This window comes from Streptomyces sp. NPDC006393 (assembly GCF_040628575.1).
Taxonomy (GTDB): Bacteria; Actinomycetota; Actinomycetes; order Streptomycetales; family Streptomycetaceae; genus Streptomyces.
Window position 1 is genome coordinate 96,816 of sequence record NZ_JBEXZD010000012.1, and the last position, 14,546, is coordinate 111,361.

Sequence of the window (14,546 nt, forward strand, 5' to 3'; positions counted from 1 at the left end):
GGTCATGGCCGAAGCACGTGTGAAGGCACACAGGGAATCCGTGCTCGCCGAGCGTTTCGGGGTCTTCGCCGAGTGTCTGCTGACCGGTGTCTGGATCGCGGTGGCCTCTCTCGGTGTCATCACCTACCCGGCCGCCTTCGCCGCCGGCGCGCGGCATCTGCGCCGCCGCACCGCGCATCAGGGCGGCGGCCTGCGGGAGTTCGCCTGCGACGTCCGAGCCGCCCTGCGCGGAGGCTGGGTGGTCGGGCTGGCCGGCTGGGTCGTCGCGGTGCTGGCCTGGGTGGACGTCCAGGCCGTACGGGCCGGGCTGCCCGGCGGGCCGCTGATGGGGGCCGCCGGGCTCTTCGCGCTGATCGGGCTCGCCGTGGCCGGACTGCGCGCGGCGGCCGTCTGGACCCCGGGGGAGCGCTGGCGGGATCTGGTCGGCGCGGCCGGGCGCCGTACCGTGCGCGACCCCGCCGGATCCTTCCTGCTGGTCGGCGGAGCGGTCCTCACCGTGTGTTCCGCCCTGTTCATCGCCCCGCTGGCGGTCCCCGTGCTCGGAGCCGTCGCGGCGGCGGCCGTCGCCGTGGAGGAGCGGTACCGGCGCCGCTGAGCCGGCGGTGCCCGCGTTCAGGGTCGGCGCTCGGGGCGCCGCACCCCTCATTGTCATGCCCCTGACTACTCATGCCTACCCATGCATCGGAAGGAAGGCCATGTCTCCCATCCCCCGCAGGTCTCTCCTCAAGGCGGCCGCCGCAGCCGGCGCCGCCGCTCAGTTCAGCTGGGCGCTGGGCGCCCGGAACGCGCAGGCCGCGCCCGCGGACTCCGGCGGCGGCGCCGACCCGGTGACCCTGGACTGGCTGGAGGACGGCGGCCTCGGCGCCGCGCCCGGCTCCACGGTCGGCGTGCCCTGGCCGATGGGCGTCCACCAGGAGGACCAGACCTTCGCGCTCACGGACGCCGACGGCAAGGACGTCCCCGTACAGACCTGGCCGCTCGCCTACTGGCCCGACGGCTCCCTCAAGTGGACTGCCCACGCGGTCGCTTCGGGAACCGGCAGGCTCACCCTGGCCGCAGGCACGCCCACGGTCCCCGACAAGAAGGTCACCGTCGACAGCGGCGGCGGCACCGTCGACGTCTCCACCGGCGTCATCACCGCGAGGATCGGCAAGAACGGTTCCACGCTGATCAAGTCCGTCACCCGCGGCTCCACCGAGATCGCGAGGAACGGGCGCCTCGTCCTCGTCCGCCAGCCCGAGATCGAGGACGAGGACCAGGGCACGGTGAAGACCGAGCGCTTCGACGGCGCGATCGACCAGGTCACCGTCGAACAGGACGGCCCGGTCCGCGCCGTCGTCCGCATCGACGGCAGGCACCGCAGGGGTGACCGCGGCCTGCTGCCGTTCTCCGTCCGCCTCTACTTCTACGCCGGCGCCGACTCCTTCCGCATGGTGCACACCATCACGTACGACGGCACCCAGGAACCCGGCAGGGCGAGCGGTGACTTCGTCCGCGGGCTCGGCGTCCGCTTCACCGTGCCGATGCGCGACGCGGCGTACGACCGGCACATCCGCATCGGCGGCGAGGGCACCGGTCTGCTCCGCGAGGCCGTCCAGGGCATCACCGGCCTGCGCCGCGACCCGGGAGCGGCCGTCCAGTCGGCCCAGTACGAGGGCAGGAAGCTGCCCGACCCGTCCACCTGGGACCAGCGGGTCACCACCCGCCTCCAGTACATCCCGCACTGGGGCGACTACACCCTCTCCCAGCTCTCCGCCGACGGCTTCACCGTCCGCAAGCGCACCAAGAAGGGCCACGGCTGGATCGCGGCCGGCGGCGGCAGGCGGGCCTCCGGATTCGGGTACGTCGGCGGGGCGAGCGGCGGCCTCTCCTTCGGGCTGCGCGACTTCTGGGAGAAGTTCCCCGCCCAGCTCGACATCCGCGACGCGCACACCGACGAGGCCACCGTCACCCTCTGGCTCTGGTCGCCCGAGGCGCAGCCCATGGACCTGCGCTTCTACCACGACGGCATGGGCCAGGACACCTACGCCGAGCAGCTCGAAGGCCTCAACATCACCTACGAGGACTACGAACCGGAGTTCGGCACCCCCTACGGCATCGCCCGCACCTCGGAACTCCTCTTCTGGGCCGACGACTCCACACCCGACGCCGACAGCCTCGCCCGGCAGGTCCAGGCGGTACGGGTGCTGCCCCAGCTCGCCGCCCCGCCCAGGCAGCTGATCAAGGCCCAGGTCTTCGGCCCGGGCCTGTTCTCCGAACCGGACCGCTCCACCCCGGCCAAGGCGAAGATCGAGGACCACCTCGACTTCCTCTTCACCTACTACAAGGACCAGGTGGAGATGCGCCGCTGGTACGGCTTCTGGGACTACGGCGACTTCATGCACACCTACGACACGGTGCGCCACCAGTGGCGCTACGACGTCGGCGGCTACGCCTGGGACAACTCCGAGCTCTCGCCGGACCTGTGGCTCTGGTACGCGTACCTCAGAAGCGGCCGGTCCGACCTCTTCCGCTTCGCCGAGGCGCTCACCCGGCACACCGGCGAGGTCGACGTCTACCACCTCGGCAAGTGGGCCGGCCTCGGCACCCGGCACGGCGTCCAGCACTACGCCGACAGCGCCAAACAGCAGCGCATCGCCAACACCACCTACCGGCGCTTCTACTACTTCCTCACCGCCGACGAACGCGTCGGCGACCTCATGCACGCCAACGTCGACTCCGACGAGACCTTCCTCGTCCTCGACCCCCAGCGCAAGGTCCGCACCGACCCCTACACCCCCGACCGGCACGCCCTGTCGATCGGCTTCGGCACCGACTGGAGCGGCCTGGTCTCGGCCTGGCTCACGGAGTGGGAACGCAAGGGGCCCGCATGGCAGAAGGCCAAGGCACGCGTGCTGTCGACCATGAAGGGCATCGCCGCCCAGCCCAACGGCTTCGTCCAGGGCAGCGGGCTGTACGACCTCGACACCGGCGAGTTCGCCGTCGACGACCAGCCGGTGGTCTCCGTGTCCCACCTCTCGGCGGTCTTCGGCCTGAACGAGCTGTGCGCCGAACTGATCCACCTGGTCGACATGCCGGAGTTCAAGGAGGCCTACCTGGACTACTGCCGCTACTTCAACGCCACCAAGGCCGAGCAGAAGGCCCGCTACGGCTCGGACTTCGGCAGCCTGCTGCTCTTCCAGGGCCACTCGCGCCTCGACGCCTACGCCGCCGTACAGACCGGTGACGCCGCGCTCGCCCAGCGCGCCTGGACCAAGTTCTACGGCTCCGACGGCTACACCGAGTCCTCGCCGTGGAGGACCGAGAAGCTGACGGGGCCGGCCACCCTGGTCGAAGGCAGCGAGGCCGCCTGGGTGTCCAGCAACGACACCGCGCTCTACGGCCTCGCGGCCATCGAGAACCTGGCGCTGCTCGGCGACAGGATGCCCTAGACCGACGACAGGTTGCCCTGGTCGGCGGCGGGGTGCCCTGGCCGGTGTCGGGGGAGCGCCGCCGCACGGGCGGCGGCGCTCGCGCGCTCAGTGTGGCCCACGTCACGTCGTACGGCATGAGTACGCGTACTCAGATCACGCGGAGGCGAAAGGCCGGGACGGGCAGACTGACGGCCATGGACCGGACCCGCTACCGCTTCCGCAGCCTGTGGACCCTGCCCGCACCCCCTGCCGCCGTGTTCGGCGCGCTGGAGCGGGTCGAGGACTATCCGAGCTGGTGGCGGCAGGTGCGCGAGGTGCGTCGCAGCGACGGCACCACCGGTGTGATCCGGATCCGCTCGCTCCTGCCGTACGACCTGACCTTCACCGCACACCAGGCGCGCCGGGACCCCGCCGCCGGAGTGCTGGAGGCCACGATGAGCGGGGACCTCGACGGCTGGGCCCGCTGGACGCTCACCGCGCGGGGCGCGGGCACCCTCGCCCGCTACGACCAGGAGGTCGACGTGCGCAAACCCCTGCTCAGGCGGTTCGCGGTGCCGGGGCGCCCGATCTTCCGGCTCAACCACCGGCTGATGATGCGCGCCGGGCGGCGCGGGCTGGCGGCGTACCTCGAAGCGGTTTGAACGAAGGCCGCCGGGACCTGTATGGTTCAGTGCGTTCCCGGGCGATTAGCTCAGTGGGAGAGCGCTTCGTTCACACCGAAGAGGTCACTGGTTCGAACCCAGTATCGCCCACCGGGAAGAGCCGGTCCGCACCATGCGGACCGGCTCTTTTGTCGTCCGGTGCCGGGATCCGGGCCGCCCCGGATCCCGGCCGGCCCGGTCAGGTCGTGGTGCACACCGTGCCGTTGAGCGTGAACACCGTCGGCGGCGAGTAGGCGCCGGAGTTGGCGCCGGTGATGCCGAACGACACCGAGTTCCCGCCGTCGGCGGCCAGCTCGCTGTTGTACGACTCGGGGGTGGCGATCACGTTCCGGCCCGACTGGGTGACCTTCGCGTTCCAGTACCCCGTCACCGAGACCCCGCTGTCCGGGAAGGAGAAGGCCAGCGTCCAGCCGTCGATCGGGTTCGGCCCGGTGTCGGTGACGGTGACCTCCGCGTTGAAGCCGCTGCCCCAGCCCCCGATGAACCGGTAGGACACCGCGCAGGTGGACTCGGCGGGTGACGTGGTGCGCACGGTGACCGGGGCCGAGGACCGGGACAGCCGTCCGTCGGCGTCCCTGGCCAGCACGTCGAGCGTGTACGTGGCGCCCGGGGACAGGTTGCGCACGGTCGCCGTGGTGGAGGTCGTGTCGGTGAGCAGTTCGCTGGTGGTGCCCTGCTGGCGGTAGACCTCGTACCGGACGGGGGTGCCGCCGGTGGACGGGGACCACGACAGGGTCGCCGTGGTGTCCGTGACCGAGGTGACCTTCGGGGCGCCCGGCGCGCTCAGCGCGGAGGCGGTGCCGCTCTTCGGGTGCAGGGTGACGGTGGTGATCGAGTACGGCGGCAGTGTCTGGGCCCTGCCGTCGCCGGTGGCGGTGTCGATGGACGAGGCCCGGTCACGGAAGACCGCCACGTCGGCGGGGGAGCCGTCCGCCGTGTAGCCGCTCAGGTGCAGGTCCACGGTGTGCGCCGCCGACGGGTCCTTGTTGATCAGCAGCACGCTCAGGTCGCCGTCGGCCTGCCGTACCGCGTGCGCGGACACCAGTTCGCTCGTGGACCCCGCGTTGACCAGCTGGTCACCGGGCCGGCCGGTCCGGCTCAGCATCTGCAGGGCGTAGTACGGCGGGAACGGGGTGTTGACCGGCGGCTCGCAGACGTCGCCGGTGCAGCCCCCGCTGGACAGCAGCCCCATGTCGCCGTAGTCGGTGGCCCCGTCGGGGGCGGTGGAGACGGCGCCGGGGCCGTTGTGGGTGTTCCACCAGTCCACCGTGAACACCCCGTTGGTCAGCGCCGTGAAGTACGTGTCGGCGGCGAACAGCGCGGTGGGCTGGGTGTCCATCAGAACGTTGGAGTTGGTCTCGGTCAGTGCGATCGGGGTGTCGCCCGCGCCCGCCGCGTCCAGTTCCGCCCTCAGTTGCTGCAACTCGCCCGCGAGCTGGGACGGTGTGCCGAGCATCCCTGCCGCGTCCGAGCCGCCCGGGTACCAGTGCACGATGACGAAGTCGGCCTTGCCGGCCACGATCGGGATGACGGTGTGGTTCCAGTCGGCGCTCTCGCCGTTCGCCATCACACCGTCCGGCCAGTTGCCGGGGGTGGTGAGCACCGCGCCGACCTTGATGGTGGGGTCCACCGCCTTCATGGCGGAGACGTAGTCGACGACCCCGTGGGCGTAGGCGGCGGGGGAGGAGTCGGCGTGCTCGTCGGTCTCCCAGTCGGCGCCGTAATGGCCGTTGCCGTACAGCTCGTTGCCGACCTCCCAGTACTTGGCGCCGTAGTCCTTGGTGACGTTGGCGTACCGCACCCAGTCGGCCGCCTCCTCGGGTGTGCCCGAGCCGTAGTTGGCGATGAGGATCGGCTGGGCGCCCACCGTACGGACGGTGCCCATGAAGGAGTCGAAGTCGGTGCCCGGTGCGACGTAGCCGCCGGGCGCGGTGTGTGTCTTCCAGTGGTAGATGTCGCCGTAGCTTCCGCCCGGATAGCGGAGCATGCCGATGCCGGCGGCCCTGACCAGGTCCTGGGTGTCGGCGGTGTTCATGTGCGCGTCCCAGATCGCGCTGTTGAGCCCGTAGGCGGTGTCCGGGATGGTGCCGAGCCCCTGCCCGGCGTTGACGGTGACGTCGACCGCGTCGGACGTGCCGGTCGCGGTGGACGTGCCGGCGGCGGCGGACGTGTCGGCCGCGGCGGCCGGGACGAGGCCGGTGCCCGCGAGCAGCGCGGCGGTCGCCGCCGCTGCCGCGAGGGCCCGGCGCGCGGATCTCGGTCCGCGCGGCGGTGTCAGGGCCCATCGGCCGGGCGGTGGGGGGAGGTGCGGTTCGGCAACGTGCACGGCGGTTCTCACCTTCGTCGCGGTGGGTCGAGGCGGGACGTGATGCGTGCGGGCGCCGTGATCCACGGTGGGAGGAGGTGAGGGAGGCCCGACCGATCGTGGGAGCGCTCCCATATTGTTACGAGCCGGTACTGTCGGCTGTCAATAAGCGTGCGGGAGCACAACCGTGGCAACAGGCGGCACTGGTGTTCCACGGGACTCGCGCCGGTGCGCCCACCGGAGACCGTCGGGCGCACGGGCGGGCGGCCGTGTCAGGCCGCGGCGGGAAACTCCGGGCGCAGGGGCCACGACGGGTCCACCGTCTCCTCCGTGCCGCTGCGCGCGAACCAGGCCTGGAGGCCGCGGGCCTGTGCCGCGTGCCAACCGGTCTGTAGGGTGTGCAGTTCGGCGGGGGTCAGGCGGTCCAGGCGGGCCGCGAAGCGGCGGCCGAGGGCGCGGACGACCTCGAGGGCGGCCAGCGCGTCCGCCGCCGCGTCGTGCGCGTCGGCCAGCTCGACCTCGTAGTGCGCGCACAGATCGGTGAGGGTGCGCCGGCCCTTGCGATAGCGGTCCAGATGCTTGTCCAGCACCCGCGGATCCAGCACGCACAGCGGTGACGCCTCGAACCAGCGGTCCAGCGAGGAGGCCCGGTGGCGGCGCAACTCCCGGTCCAGCAGCGTCAGATCGAACGGCGCGTTCATCACCACCAGCGGGCGGCCCAGCGCGGCCTGCTCCGCCAGCTCCTCGGCTATCTCGTACATCACCGGGGCCGGCCAGCGCCCGTTGCGGTGCAGATGGTCCTCCGTCAGCCCGTGCACCGCCGTCGCCGCCTCGGGCACCGGCACCCCCGGGTTCACCAGCCAGCGGGCCTTCCGCGGCCGGGCGCCCGGGGCGTCCTGGACGACGACGGCGGCCGACACGATCCGGTCGGTCTCGACGTCGACGCCCGTGGTCTCGGTGTCGAAGGCGGCCAGCGGCCCCTCGTACCAGCAGCACGTCATGTCGACCACAACTCCTCGCTCACCCGCGGCAGCTGACGTCCCGTCTTCTGCCCGTTTGGTGATACCCGGGCCGTTTGCGCCGTACGCCGGAAGGAGACAACAGGAGTACGGGTCTTTGCAGTTCACGGACCCGCAGCGGGGATGCGGGGAACCAGGAATCACCCGGCAATTCACTTGGCGCGGAAGGCTGTTTGGTCATGACGGTTGCGCAGCCCGAGCGGGGCGGGCTGCTGCCCGAGCGTGCGGGCACCCTGCGCGGCGCACTCGCCACCACCGCCTGCATGGAGACACTGCAGGTGGGGTATCTGCACGCGGTCGCCGCGGCCGCCGGGTGCTCGCTGTCGCAGCCCTTCCCGGACAACGGCATCGACTGGCACATCAGCCACAGCGCCCCCGGTCACACCGTCGACGACGAGGTGACCATCAAGGTGCAGCTGAAGTGCACGTACCAGGTGCCACCCCAGCCGCCGGGACGTTTCTTCTCCTTCACCCTCGACAACGACCACCTCGCCAAGCTCGCCCGCACCCCGGTGTCCGTGCACAAGATCCTGGTCGTGATGATCGTGCCGCGTTCCCAGGACCAGTGGCTGCGGGCCGGACACGACCGGCTCGACCTCAGGCACTGCTGCTACTGGGTCAACCTGGCCGGCCATCCCATCACCGGACGGCACCGCACCACCGTGCGCATACCGACCTCGCGGATCTTCGACGACCGGGCCCTGTGCGAGATCATGACGCGGGTCGGGACCGGAGGCAGACCATGACGCACCGCCCCCTCGACGAGCCGCTGCGCCCGGTGCGCCCGCACCCCGTCGACGCCCCCTGGGACCGCCCTCCCCGGCCCGCCGACGTCGACCCCGCCGTGCTCGCCGCCCTGCTGCTGCGGCACGGCTGGCAGCGGCGCGGCGGAGCCGCCGGACGCTACGGCCGCTGGACCCCGCCGGGACCGGGCGGCGCCGGTACGAGCCTGCTGGTGCCCGTCAGCCGCGCCTTCCCCGACAGCGACGACCTGCTCGGCGAGGCACTCGACGCCCTGGCCCGCAGCGGCACGCCGTCCGCCCACGCGGTGCTGGTCGCGCTCGCCGTGCCGAGCGACGAGATCCACTGGTGGCGGGACGTCCCGGGCGGCCCGGCGGGGACCGCGCCCTGGACCGTCGAGGAGCGGCTGCGCGGCGCCGCCCGGCAGATGCTGCTGGCCGCGGCGCTCGCCACACGGGCCCGGGCCGGCTACCACGGCGCCCGGCACCGGCGCTCCGCCGCCGCCTCCCTGGACCACGTCCTCGTCGGTTCCGCGGCCGGCGGCCACAGCCTGACCGCCTTCGTCCCGGTCGCCCCGGCCAGGCCGCTCGCCGTACGGCTCCACCAGGCCCTGTACGCCGTGCGCGAGGCCGTCGACTACCGGCGCGCCACCGGCGCCCTGGACGCCTTCGACGGCGCCGTACGGGCCGGTGCCAGCCGCGAGCTCACCGAGGCCCTGGTCGCGTTGGTGCGCGGCACCGAGGGAGCCAGGATCACGGTCGACTGGGCGCTCGCCGCCGGCGTTCCCGCGGACTGCGCCGCCGGGAGCGTCGAGTTCTCGCCCGGGGACCTGCCCGTGCTGCGCGAGGCCGGCGCCCGCTATCTGCGCGCGGAGCCGTCCGTGCCCGTCCGGATCACCGGCACCGTGGTCCGCCTGCGCCGGTCGCAGCCGCACGGCGAGGGCACCGTACGACTCCGGGTGATCTCCGGCGCCGAGGTGCCCTACGTCCGCGTGGCCCTGGAGGAGGAGGACTACCGCATCGCCGGCCACGCCCACCTGGTCGGCCTGCCGGTCCGCGTGCTCGGCCGGCTCGAGAGCCGAGGCGGCTTCCGCCGCCTCACCGGTGCCTGCGAGGTCGCCCCGGTCCAGGTGGACGACGAGGAACGCGACCGCCTGATGAAGTCCCTCCAGGAGGCCACGGACGACACCGACTTCTTCGGCGAGCCGGGAGACCCGGAGGACCGCGACTGAGCGGCGGGGCGGGGAGACGGGGCGCGGGCCGGCGGAGGACAGGGCGGGAGCGTGCGGTGCCGGGCGCGCCGGCCGGGCGGCTCCGGGCGCAGGCGGGGGAGGGCCGGGCGGCTCCGGGCGCAGGCGGGGAGGGCAGGGCGTGGGCCGGTGGATCGGGCACGGGCTGCGGCTGAGTCGCGGTTGGGAGGGCCGGGCGGCGGCCGGGGTGGCATCGGGGCGGGGCCAGGGCCTTCCGTTCGGATCACGCCGGGCTCGCGGGCCCTGTCACCGCGCCTCGCCTCGCTGTCGTCGGTTGCCATGGCTCCGGCATGACGTCCTCCTCCGCCTTGCGAGCCACGGCACCAGACCCCGCTCCCTGATCCGGCCTGATCCAAACGAAAGGCCCTGGGAGTGGTGTGCGCGCCGGCCGGGCGGCTCCCGGCTGAGACCGGGAAGAGCCGAGCGCGGGCCGGTGGAGCACGTGCGGGCGAGGGCCGAGGGCCCGGGGGACCGGGCAGCGGCCGGGTGGCACCGGGCGCGCGGCGGAGACCGCGACTGAGCGACGGGGCGGGGAGACCGTTTCGCGGTTGGCGGGGTGGGGTCGGTACGATCGCTTATTGCGCGCGCTCCCGGTATGGCGCCGCACCCCGCCTGCAGTCAGGAGAGACCGGTGTCAGACGTCCGTGTGATCATCCAACGCGATTCCGAGCGGGAAGAGCGCACGGTGACGACGGGCACTACGGCCGCCGACCTCTTCGCCGGCGAGCGCTCGATCATCGCCGCCCGTGTCGGGGGCGAGCTGAAGGACCTCGCCCACGAGGTCAAGGACGGCGAGACCGTCGAGGGCGTCGAGATCTCCTCCGAGGACGGCCTGAACATCCTGCGCCACTCCACCGCGCACGTCATGGCGCAGGCCGTGCAGGAGCTCTTCCCCGAGGCCAAGCTGGGCATCGGCCCGCCCGTCAAGGACGGCTTCTACTACGACTTCGACGTCGACAAGCCCTTCCACCCCGATGACCTCAAGGCCATCGAGAAGAAGATGCAGGAGATCCAGAAGCGGGGGCAGAGGTTCTCCCGCCGCGTGGTCACCGACGAGCAGGCCCGCGAGGAGCTGGCGAACGAGCCGTACAAGCTGGAGCTGATCGGCCTCAAGGGCTCGGCCTCCGCCGAGGACGGCGCGGACGTCGAGGTCGGCGCCGGCGAGCTGACGATCTACGACAACCTGGACGCCAAGACCGGCGAGCTGTGCTGGAAGGACCTCTGCCGCGGTCCCCACCTGCCCTCCACCCGCCTGATCCCGGCGTTCAAGCTGATGCGCAACGCGGGCGCCTACTGGCGCGGCAGCGAGAAGAACCCGATGCTCCAGCGCATCTACGGCACCGCCTGGCCGTCCAAGGACGAGCTGAAGCAGTACCTGGACTTCCTCGTCGAAGCCGAGAAGCGCGACCACCGCAAGCTGGGCCACGACCTCGACCTGTTCTCCATCCCCGAGCAGATCGGCTCCGGCCTCGCCGTCTTCCACCCCAAGGGCGGCATCGTCCGCCGGGTCATGGAGGACTACTCGCGGCGCCGCCACGAGGAGGAGGGCTACGAGTTCGTCTACACCCCGCACGCGACGAAGGGGAAGCTCTTCGAGACCTCGGGCCACCTGGACTGGTACGCCGACGGCATGTACCCGCCCATGCAGCTCGACGAGGGCGTGGACTACTACCTCAAGCCCATGAACTGCCCGATGCACAACCTGATCTTCGACGCGCGCGGCCGCTCCTACCGCGAACTGCCGCTGCGCCTGTTCGAGTTCGGGACCGTGTACCGGTACGAGAAGTCGGGCGTCGTGCACGGCCTGACCCGTGCCCGCGGCTTCACCCAGGACGACGCGCACATCTACTGCACCCGTGAGCAGATGGCCGACGAGCTCGACAAGACGCTCACCTTCGTGCTGAACCTGCTGCGTGACTACGGTCTGACCGACTTCTACCTGGAGCTGTCCACCAAGGACCCGGAGAAGTTCGTCGGTTCCGACGAGGCCTGGGAGGAGGCCACCGAGACCCTCCGTCAGGTCGCCGAGAAGCAGGGCCTGCCGCTGGTCCCGGACCCGGGCGGCGCCGCCTTCTACGGCCCGAAGATCTCCGTCCAGGCCAAGGACGCCATCGGCCGCACCTGGCAGATGTCGACGATCCAGCTCGACTTCAACCTGCCGGAGCGCTTCGACCTGGAGTACACGGCCGCCGACGGCTCCAAGCAGCGTCCGGTCATGATCCACCGCGCGCTGTTCGGGTCCATCGAGCGGTTCTTCGCCGTACTGCTCGAGCACTACGCCGGCGCGTTCCCGGCGTGGCTGGCCCCGGTGCAGGCGATCGGCATCCCGATCGGTGACGCGCACGTGGAGTACCTGGAGAAGTTCGCCGCGGAGGCGAAGAAGAAGGGCCTGCGCGTCGAGGTGGACTCCTCCTCGGACCGGATGCAGAAGAAGATCCGCAACGCCCAGAAGCAGAAGGTCCCCTTCATGGTCATCGCGGGCGACGAGGACATGGCGAACAACGCCGTCTCCTTCCGCTACCGCGACGGCTCCCAGGAGAACGGCATCCCGATCGACGAGGCCATCGCGAAGATCGTGAAGGTCGTCGAGGACCGCGTTCAGGTCTGATCGGCGACGGCGGCGGCCACGGCGGCCGTACGGCCCGGCCCCCGGTGATCTGCCTCACCGGGGGCCTTGCCCTGGGCCCGGGCCCGACGCCATATGCTGCACGCATGACGCGTGAGCCGGAGCAGCAGATCGGAGTGGGTACGCAGGACGCGTTCCAGCGCCTGTGGACGCCCCACCGGATGGCCTACATCCAGGGCGAGAACAAGCCGAGCGGCCCCGGGGCCGGAGACGGCTGCCCCTTCTGCGCCATACCGGCCAAGTCCGACGAGGACGGTCTGATCGTCAGGCGCGGCGAGCAGGTGTACGCGGTGCTCAACCTGTACCCGTACAACGGCGGCCACCTGATGACCGTGCCGTACCGGCACGTCGCCGACTACACCGACCTGACCGAGGCGGAGACCGCCGAGCTGGCGGAGCTGACCAAGCAGGCCATGCGGGCCCTGCGCACCGCCTCGGGCGCGCACGGCTTCAACATCGGCATGAACCAGGGCACGGTCGCCGGTGCCGGCATCGCGGCCCATCTGCACCAGCACATCGTGCCCCGCTGGGGCGGCGACACGAACTTCATGCCGGTCGTCGGTCACACCAAGGTGCTGCCGCAGCTGCTGGCCGACACCAGGAAGATGCTGGCGGAGGCCTGGCCGACGGCGTGAGCCGGGGCGACGCCTGCTTCCGTCGCGTCGCCCTGACCGCCGGAGGCATCACGCGTCGTACACGTCCGCCTTCTTCGGGATCACGTCCTGCACATTCCCGCTGAGGACGGACGATCGGGTGCCGAACTTCTCCACGTCCACGCCGTTCTCCCTGAGGGTCCTGAGCGCCGCCGCGTGCACCACCCGCAGCACGGGAGTGGCGGCGCGCAGCGCGTCGTCGGCCATGAACCGGTGGCGCCAGGGCTGGTCCGCCCAGGCGTGCCGCAGGCCGAACGGCTCGGGCAGGGTCAGACTGCCGCCGAGCCAGTTGAGCAGCGGCGGGTACCAGGTCAGGGGCGCGCGGGCGGCGAGGCGTACCACCTCGTCGGTGTCGACCAGGGGCAGCTTCACCTTGCGGGTCTCCCAGAAGCGGAACGGCTTGGGCACCTCCTTCTCCTTGGCCGCGGGCTTCTCGTTGAACAAGGGGTTGAGCGGACCCAGGGCGTGCCCGGTGACCTCGATGCGCAGGGTGTCGTGCAGCACCGTCACGGTGATCAGCATGGTGATCACCAGGTGGCCGTCCCACAGGGTCCACTGCACGCCGAGGTAGTGCCGGTCGCCGCTGCCGAACTGCTGCTTGTTGCAGATGTCCTGTATGGCGTGGGTCCGGATCGTGTACGCCTCCACGTCCGTGCCGCTGGGCCGGGAGACCTCCTTGGCCTTCTCCCCGACGGGTGTGACGATCCAGTGCGTGATGGACGGCTTGGGGAAGCCGCCGGTGTTGATCGGGGTGCGCTCCAGCATGGCCAGCCCGCCCTGGATCGCGGTGATCACGTCCCAGCTGCGGAAGGGGTGGAAGTCCTTGCCCGGCTCCGCCGAGACCAGGTCCTCGGCCAGCTGCCAGCTGCCCCACCGGGTGCCCATGCCGAGTATGCCCTTGGGACCGGCGTAGAAGACCGAGTTGGACCGCTGCTCGGCGCTGAGCCGGGCCAGCTCCTTGCGGACCTGCTCGGCCGCGTCGCCGGGGTTCCCGGGCACCGCCTCGGGGATCTTGGCGCCCACGCCGCCGCCCGACAGCAGGCTCTCCCAGCGCCCCCGCAGGTCCCGCGCGGTGCGCTCGCAGATCTGCCGGGCCCAGAACCAGCCGACGACCGGCATGACGACCGCCGCGCGCGCGTACCACCCCCAGAAGCCGTGGAACGGCAGCCTGATCAGGAACAGCACGGCGAGCGCGCCCACGGCGACCAGCACGAGCGTGGCGAGCAGGCCGGCGCGCTTGTCCTCCCGCCTGCTCATGGTGGTGCGCAGCGTGAACACCAGCAACCACACCAGGAATCCGGGCAGGAACAGCACCCCGCACAGCACGGTCACCGCGGTGAGCCAGTTGTCGCGCTCACGGCGGATGCGGTGGGCCGCCAGGCAGTGCTCGACGACGACCTGGGGCTCCAGGCCGAAGGACTGGATGAGCGGCTTGCGCCCAGCACCCAGCATGCGGTCGATCACCGCGCGGGAGTAGGCCTCTCCGAGCAGCGGGCGGAAGATCTTCGCCCACGGGCGCGGGGGCTTGACCTCGGACTGGTGCCATTCGTTGTCGGCTTCCTTGATCCGGGCCACCTCGTCGTCCCGGTACGCGGCCGCGGCCAGCGCGTAGGTCGCCGCCGTCTGCCCCGCCGTGCCCGACAGGGGCACCTGTGCCCCGGGACTGAAATCGAATCCGTCCGTCACTGACCGCCCCCACTGCCGCCGCGTCCGCACCCACGGCCCGTCCGACAATTCCCGCCGGGAATCAAGCGGGCCCTAGGGGGTGTCTCGCCGATCATGCCGGGCTCGCGGTGCCAGCCACCGCTCCCTGATCCGGCATGTTCGTGCTCACCCTGATCACCGTCGTCTACACCTACCTCGGCGGCATCAAGGCGG

Annotated in this window: 10 protein-coding genes and 1 tRNA gene; 8 read left to right on the forward strand and 3 right to left on the reverse strand. The window is 71.6% G+C overall.

Going from position 1 to position 14,546, the window contains the following annotated elements; genetic code table 11:
• The first annotated feature begins 4 nt into the window (after nt 1–4).
• From ABZ484_RS08730 to ABZ484_RS08745, 4 genes are all read left to right on the forward strand, one after another.
• Nucleotides 5–595, forward strand: coding sequence for a hypothetical protein (locus tag ABZ484_RS08730; protein WP_358865165.1), 591 nt, complete (start codon nt 5–7; stop codon nt 593–595).
• Nucleotides 596–695: 100 nt separating this feature from the next.
• On the forward strand, nt 696–3,431 hold the full coding sequence (locus tag ABZ484_RS08735; protein WP_358865166.1) for a Tat pathway signal sequence domain protein: 2,736 nt from the start codon (nt 696–698) through the stop codon (nt 3,429–3,431).
• A gap of 176 nt (nt 3,432–3,607) precedes the next feature.
• A complete protein-coding gene (locus ABZ484_RS08740; RefSeq protein ID WP_358865167.1) occupies nt 3,608–4,054 on the forward strand; it encodes an SRPBCC family protein in 447 nt (148 codons plus the stop codon).
• Between the two features lie 39 nt (nt 4,055–4,093).
• Nucleotides 4,094–4,165, forward strand: a tRNA-Val gene (locus ABZ484_RS08745).
• An 88-nt stretch (nt 4,166–4,253) separates the two neighbouring features.
• Here the strand turns inward: ABZ484_RS08745 and ABZ484_RS08750 are convergent.
• Entirely contained in the window at nt 4,254–6,401 is a 2,148-nt protein-coding gene (locus ABZ484_RS08750; RefSeq protein ID WP_358865168.1) for a cellulose binding domain-containing protein, read from the reverse strand.
• Nucleotides 6,402–6,652: 251 nt separating this feature from the next.
• Nucleotides 6,653–7,381 carry a 3'-5' exonuclease gene (locus ABZ484_RS08755; protein ID WP_358865169.1) on the reverse strand — a complete coding sequence of 243 codons (729 nt, stop codon included), beginning with the start codon at nt 7,379–7,381 and terminating at the stop codon, nt 6,653–6,655.
• Nucleotides 7,382–7,578: 197 nt separating this feature from the next.
• On the opposite strand from ABZ484_RS08755, the gene ABZ484_RS08760 reads away from it, so the two are divergent.
• The 4 genes from ABZ484_RS08760 (at nt 7,579) to ABZ484_RS08775 (ending at nt 12,650) form a co-directional block, all read left to right on the forward strand.
• Nucleotides 7,579–8,145: a DUF4365 domain-containing protein gene (locus ABZ484_RS08760; RefSeq protein ID WP_358865170.1), complete on the forward strand. Its 567-nt coding sequence runs from the start codon at nt 7,579–7,581 to the stop codon at nt 8,143–8,145.
• Nucleotides 8,142–9,371 carry a hypothetical protein gene (locus tag ABZ484_RS08765; protein WP_358865171.1) on the forward strand — a complete coding sequence of 410 codons (1,230 nt, stop codon included), beginning with the start codon at nt 8,142–8,144 and terminating at the stop codon, nt 9,369–9,371. Before ABZ484_RS08760 ends, ABZ484_RS08765 begins: the two co-directional genes overlap by 4 nt.
• A gap of 649 nt (nt 9,372–10,020) precedes the next feature.
• The gene (gene thrS / locus ABZ484_RS08770; RefSeq protein WP_358865172.1) at nt 10,021–11,997 is read left to right on the forward strand and encodes a threonine--tRNA ligase; all 1,977 of its coding nucleotides are present in this window, start codon (nt 10,021–10,023) and stop codon (nt 11,995–11,997) included.
• A 104-nt stretch (nt 11,998–12,101) separates the two neighbouring features.
• Nucleotides 12,102–12,650: an HIT domain-containing protein gene (locus ABZ484_RS08775; protein WP_030166387.1), complete on the forward strand. Its 549-nt coding sequence runs from the start codon at nt 12,102–12,104 to the stop codon at nt 12,648–12,650.
• 48 nt (nt 12,651–12,698) lie between these two features.
• Here the strand turns inward: ABZ484_RS08775 and ABZ484_RS08780 are convergent, their stop codons facing one another.
• The gene (locus tag ABZ484_RS08780) at nt 12,699–14,354 is read right to left on the reverse strand and encodes a hypothetical protein (protein ID WP_358865173.1); all 1,656 of its coding nucleotides are present in this window, start codon (nt 14,352–14,354) and stop codon (nt 12,699–12,701) included.
• Between the last annotated feature and the right edge of the window lie 192 nt (nt 14,355–14,546).

Bases quoted from the DNA above. Each gene is read 5' to 3' on its own strand.
- ABZ484_RS08730 (WP_358865165.1), top strand. From the start codon at position 5: ATGGCCGAAGCACGTGTGAAGGCACACAGGGAATCCGTGCTCGCCGAG.
- ABZ484_RS08735 (WP_358865166.1), top strand. From the start codon at position 696: ATGTCTCCCATCCCCCGCAGGTCTCTCCTCAAGGCGGCCGCCGCAGCC.
- ABZ484_RS08740 (WP_358865167.1), top strand. From the start codon at position 3,608: ATGGACCGGACCCGCTACCGCTTCCGCAGCCTGTGGACCCTGCCCGCA.
- ABZ484_RS08755 (WP_358865169.1), bottom strand. From the start codon at position 7,381: ATGACGTGCTGCTGGTACGAGGGGCCGCTGGCCGCCTTCGACACCGAG.
- ABZ484_RS08760 (WP_358865170.1), top strand. From the start codon at position 7,579: ATGACGGTTGCGCAGCCCGAGCGGGGCGGGCTGCTGCCCGAGCGTGCG.
- ABZ484_RS08765 (WP_358865171.1), top strand. From the start codon at position 8,142: ATGACGCACCGCCCCCTCGACGAGCCGCTGCGCCCGGTGCGCCCGCAC.
- ABZ484_RS08775 (WP_030166387.1), top strand. From the start codon at position 12,102: ATGACGCGTGAGCCGGAGCAGCAGATCGGAGTGGGTACGCAGGACGCG.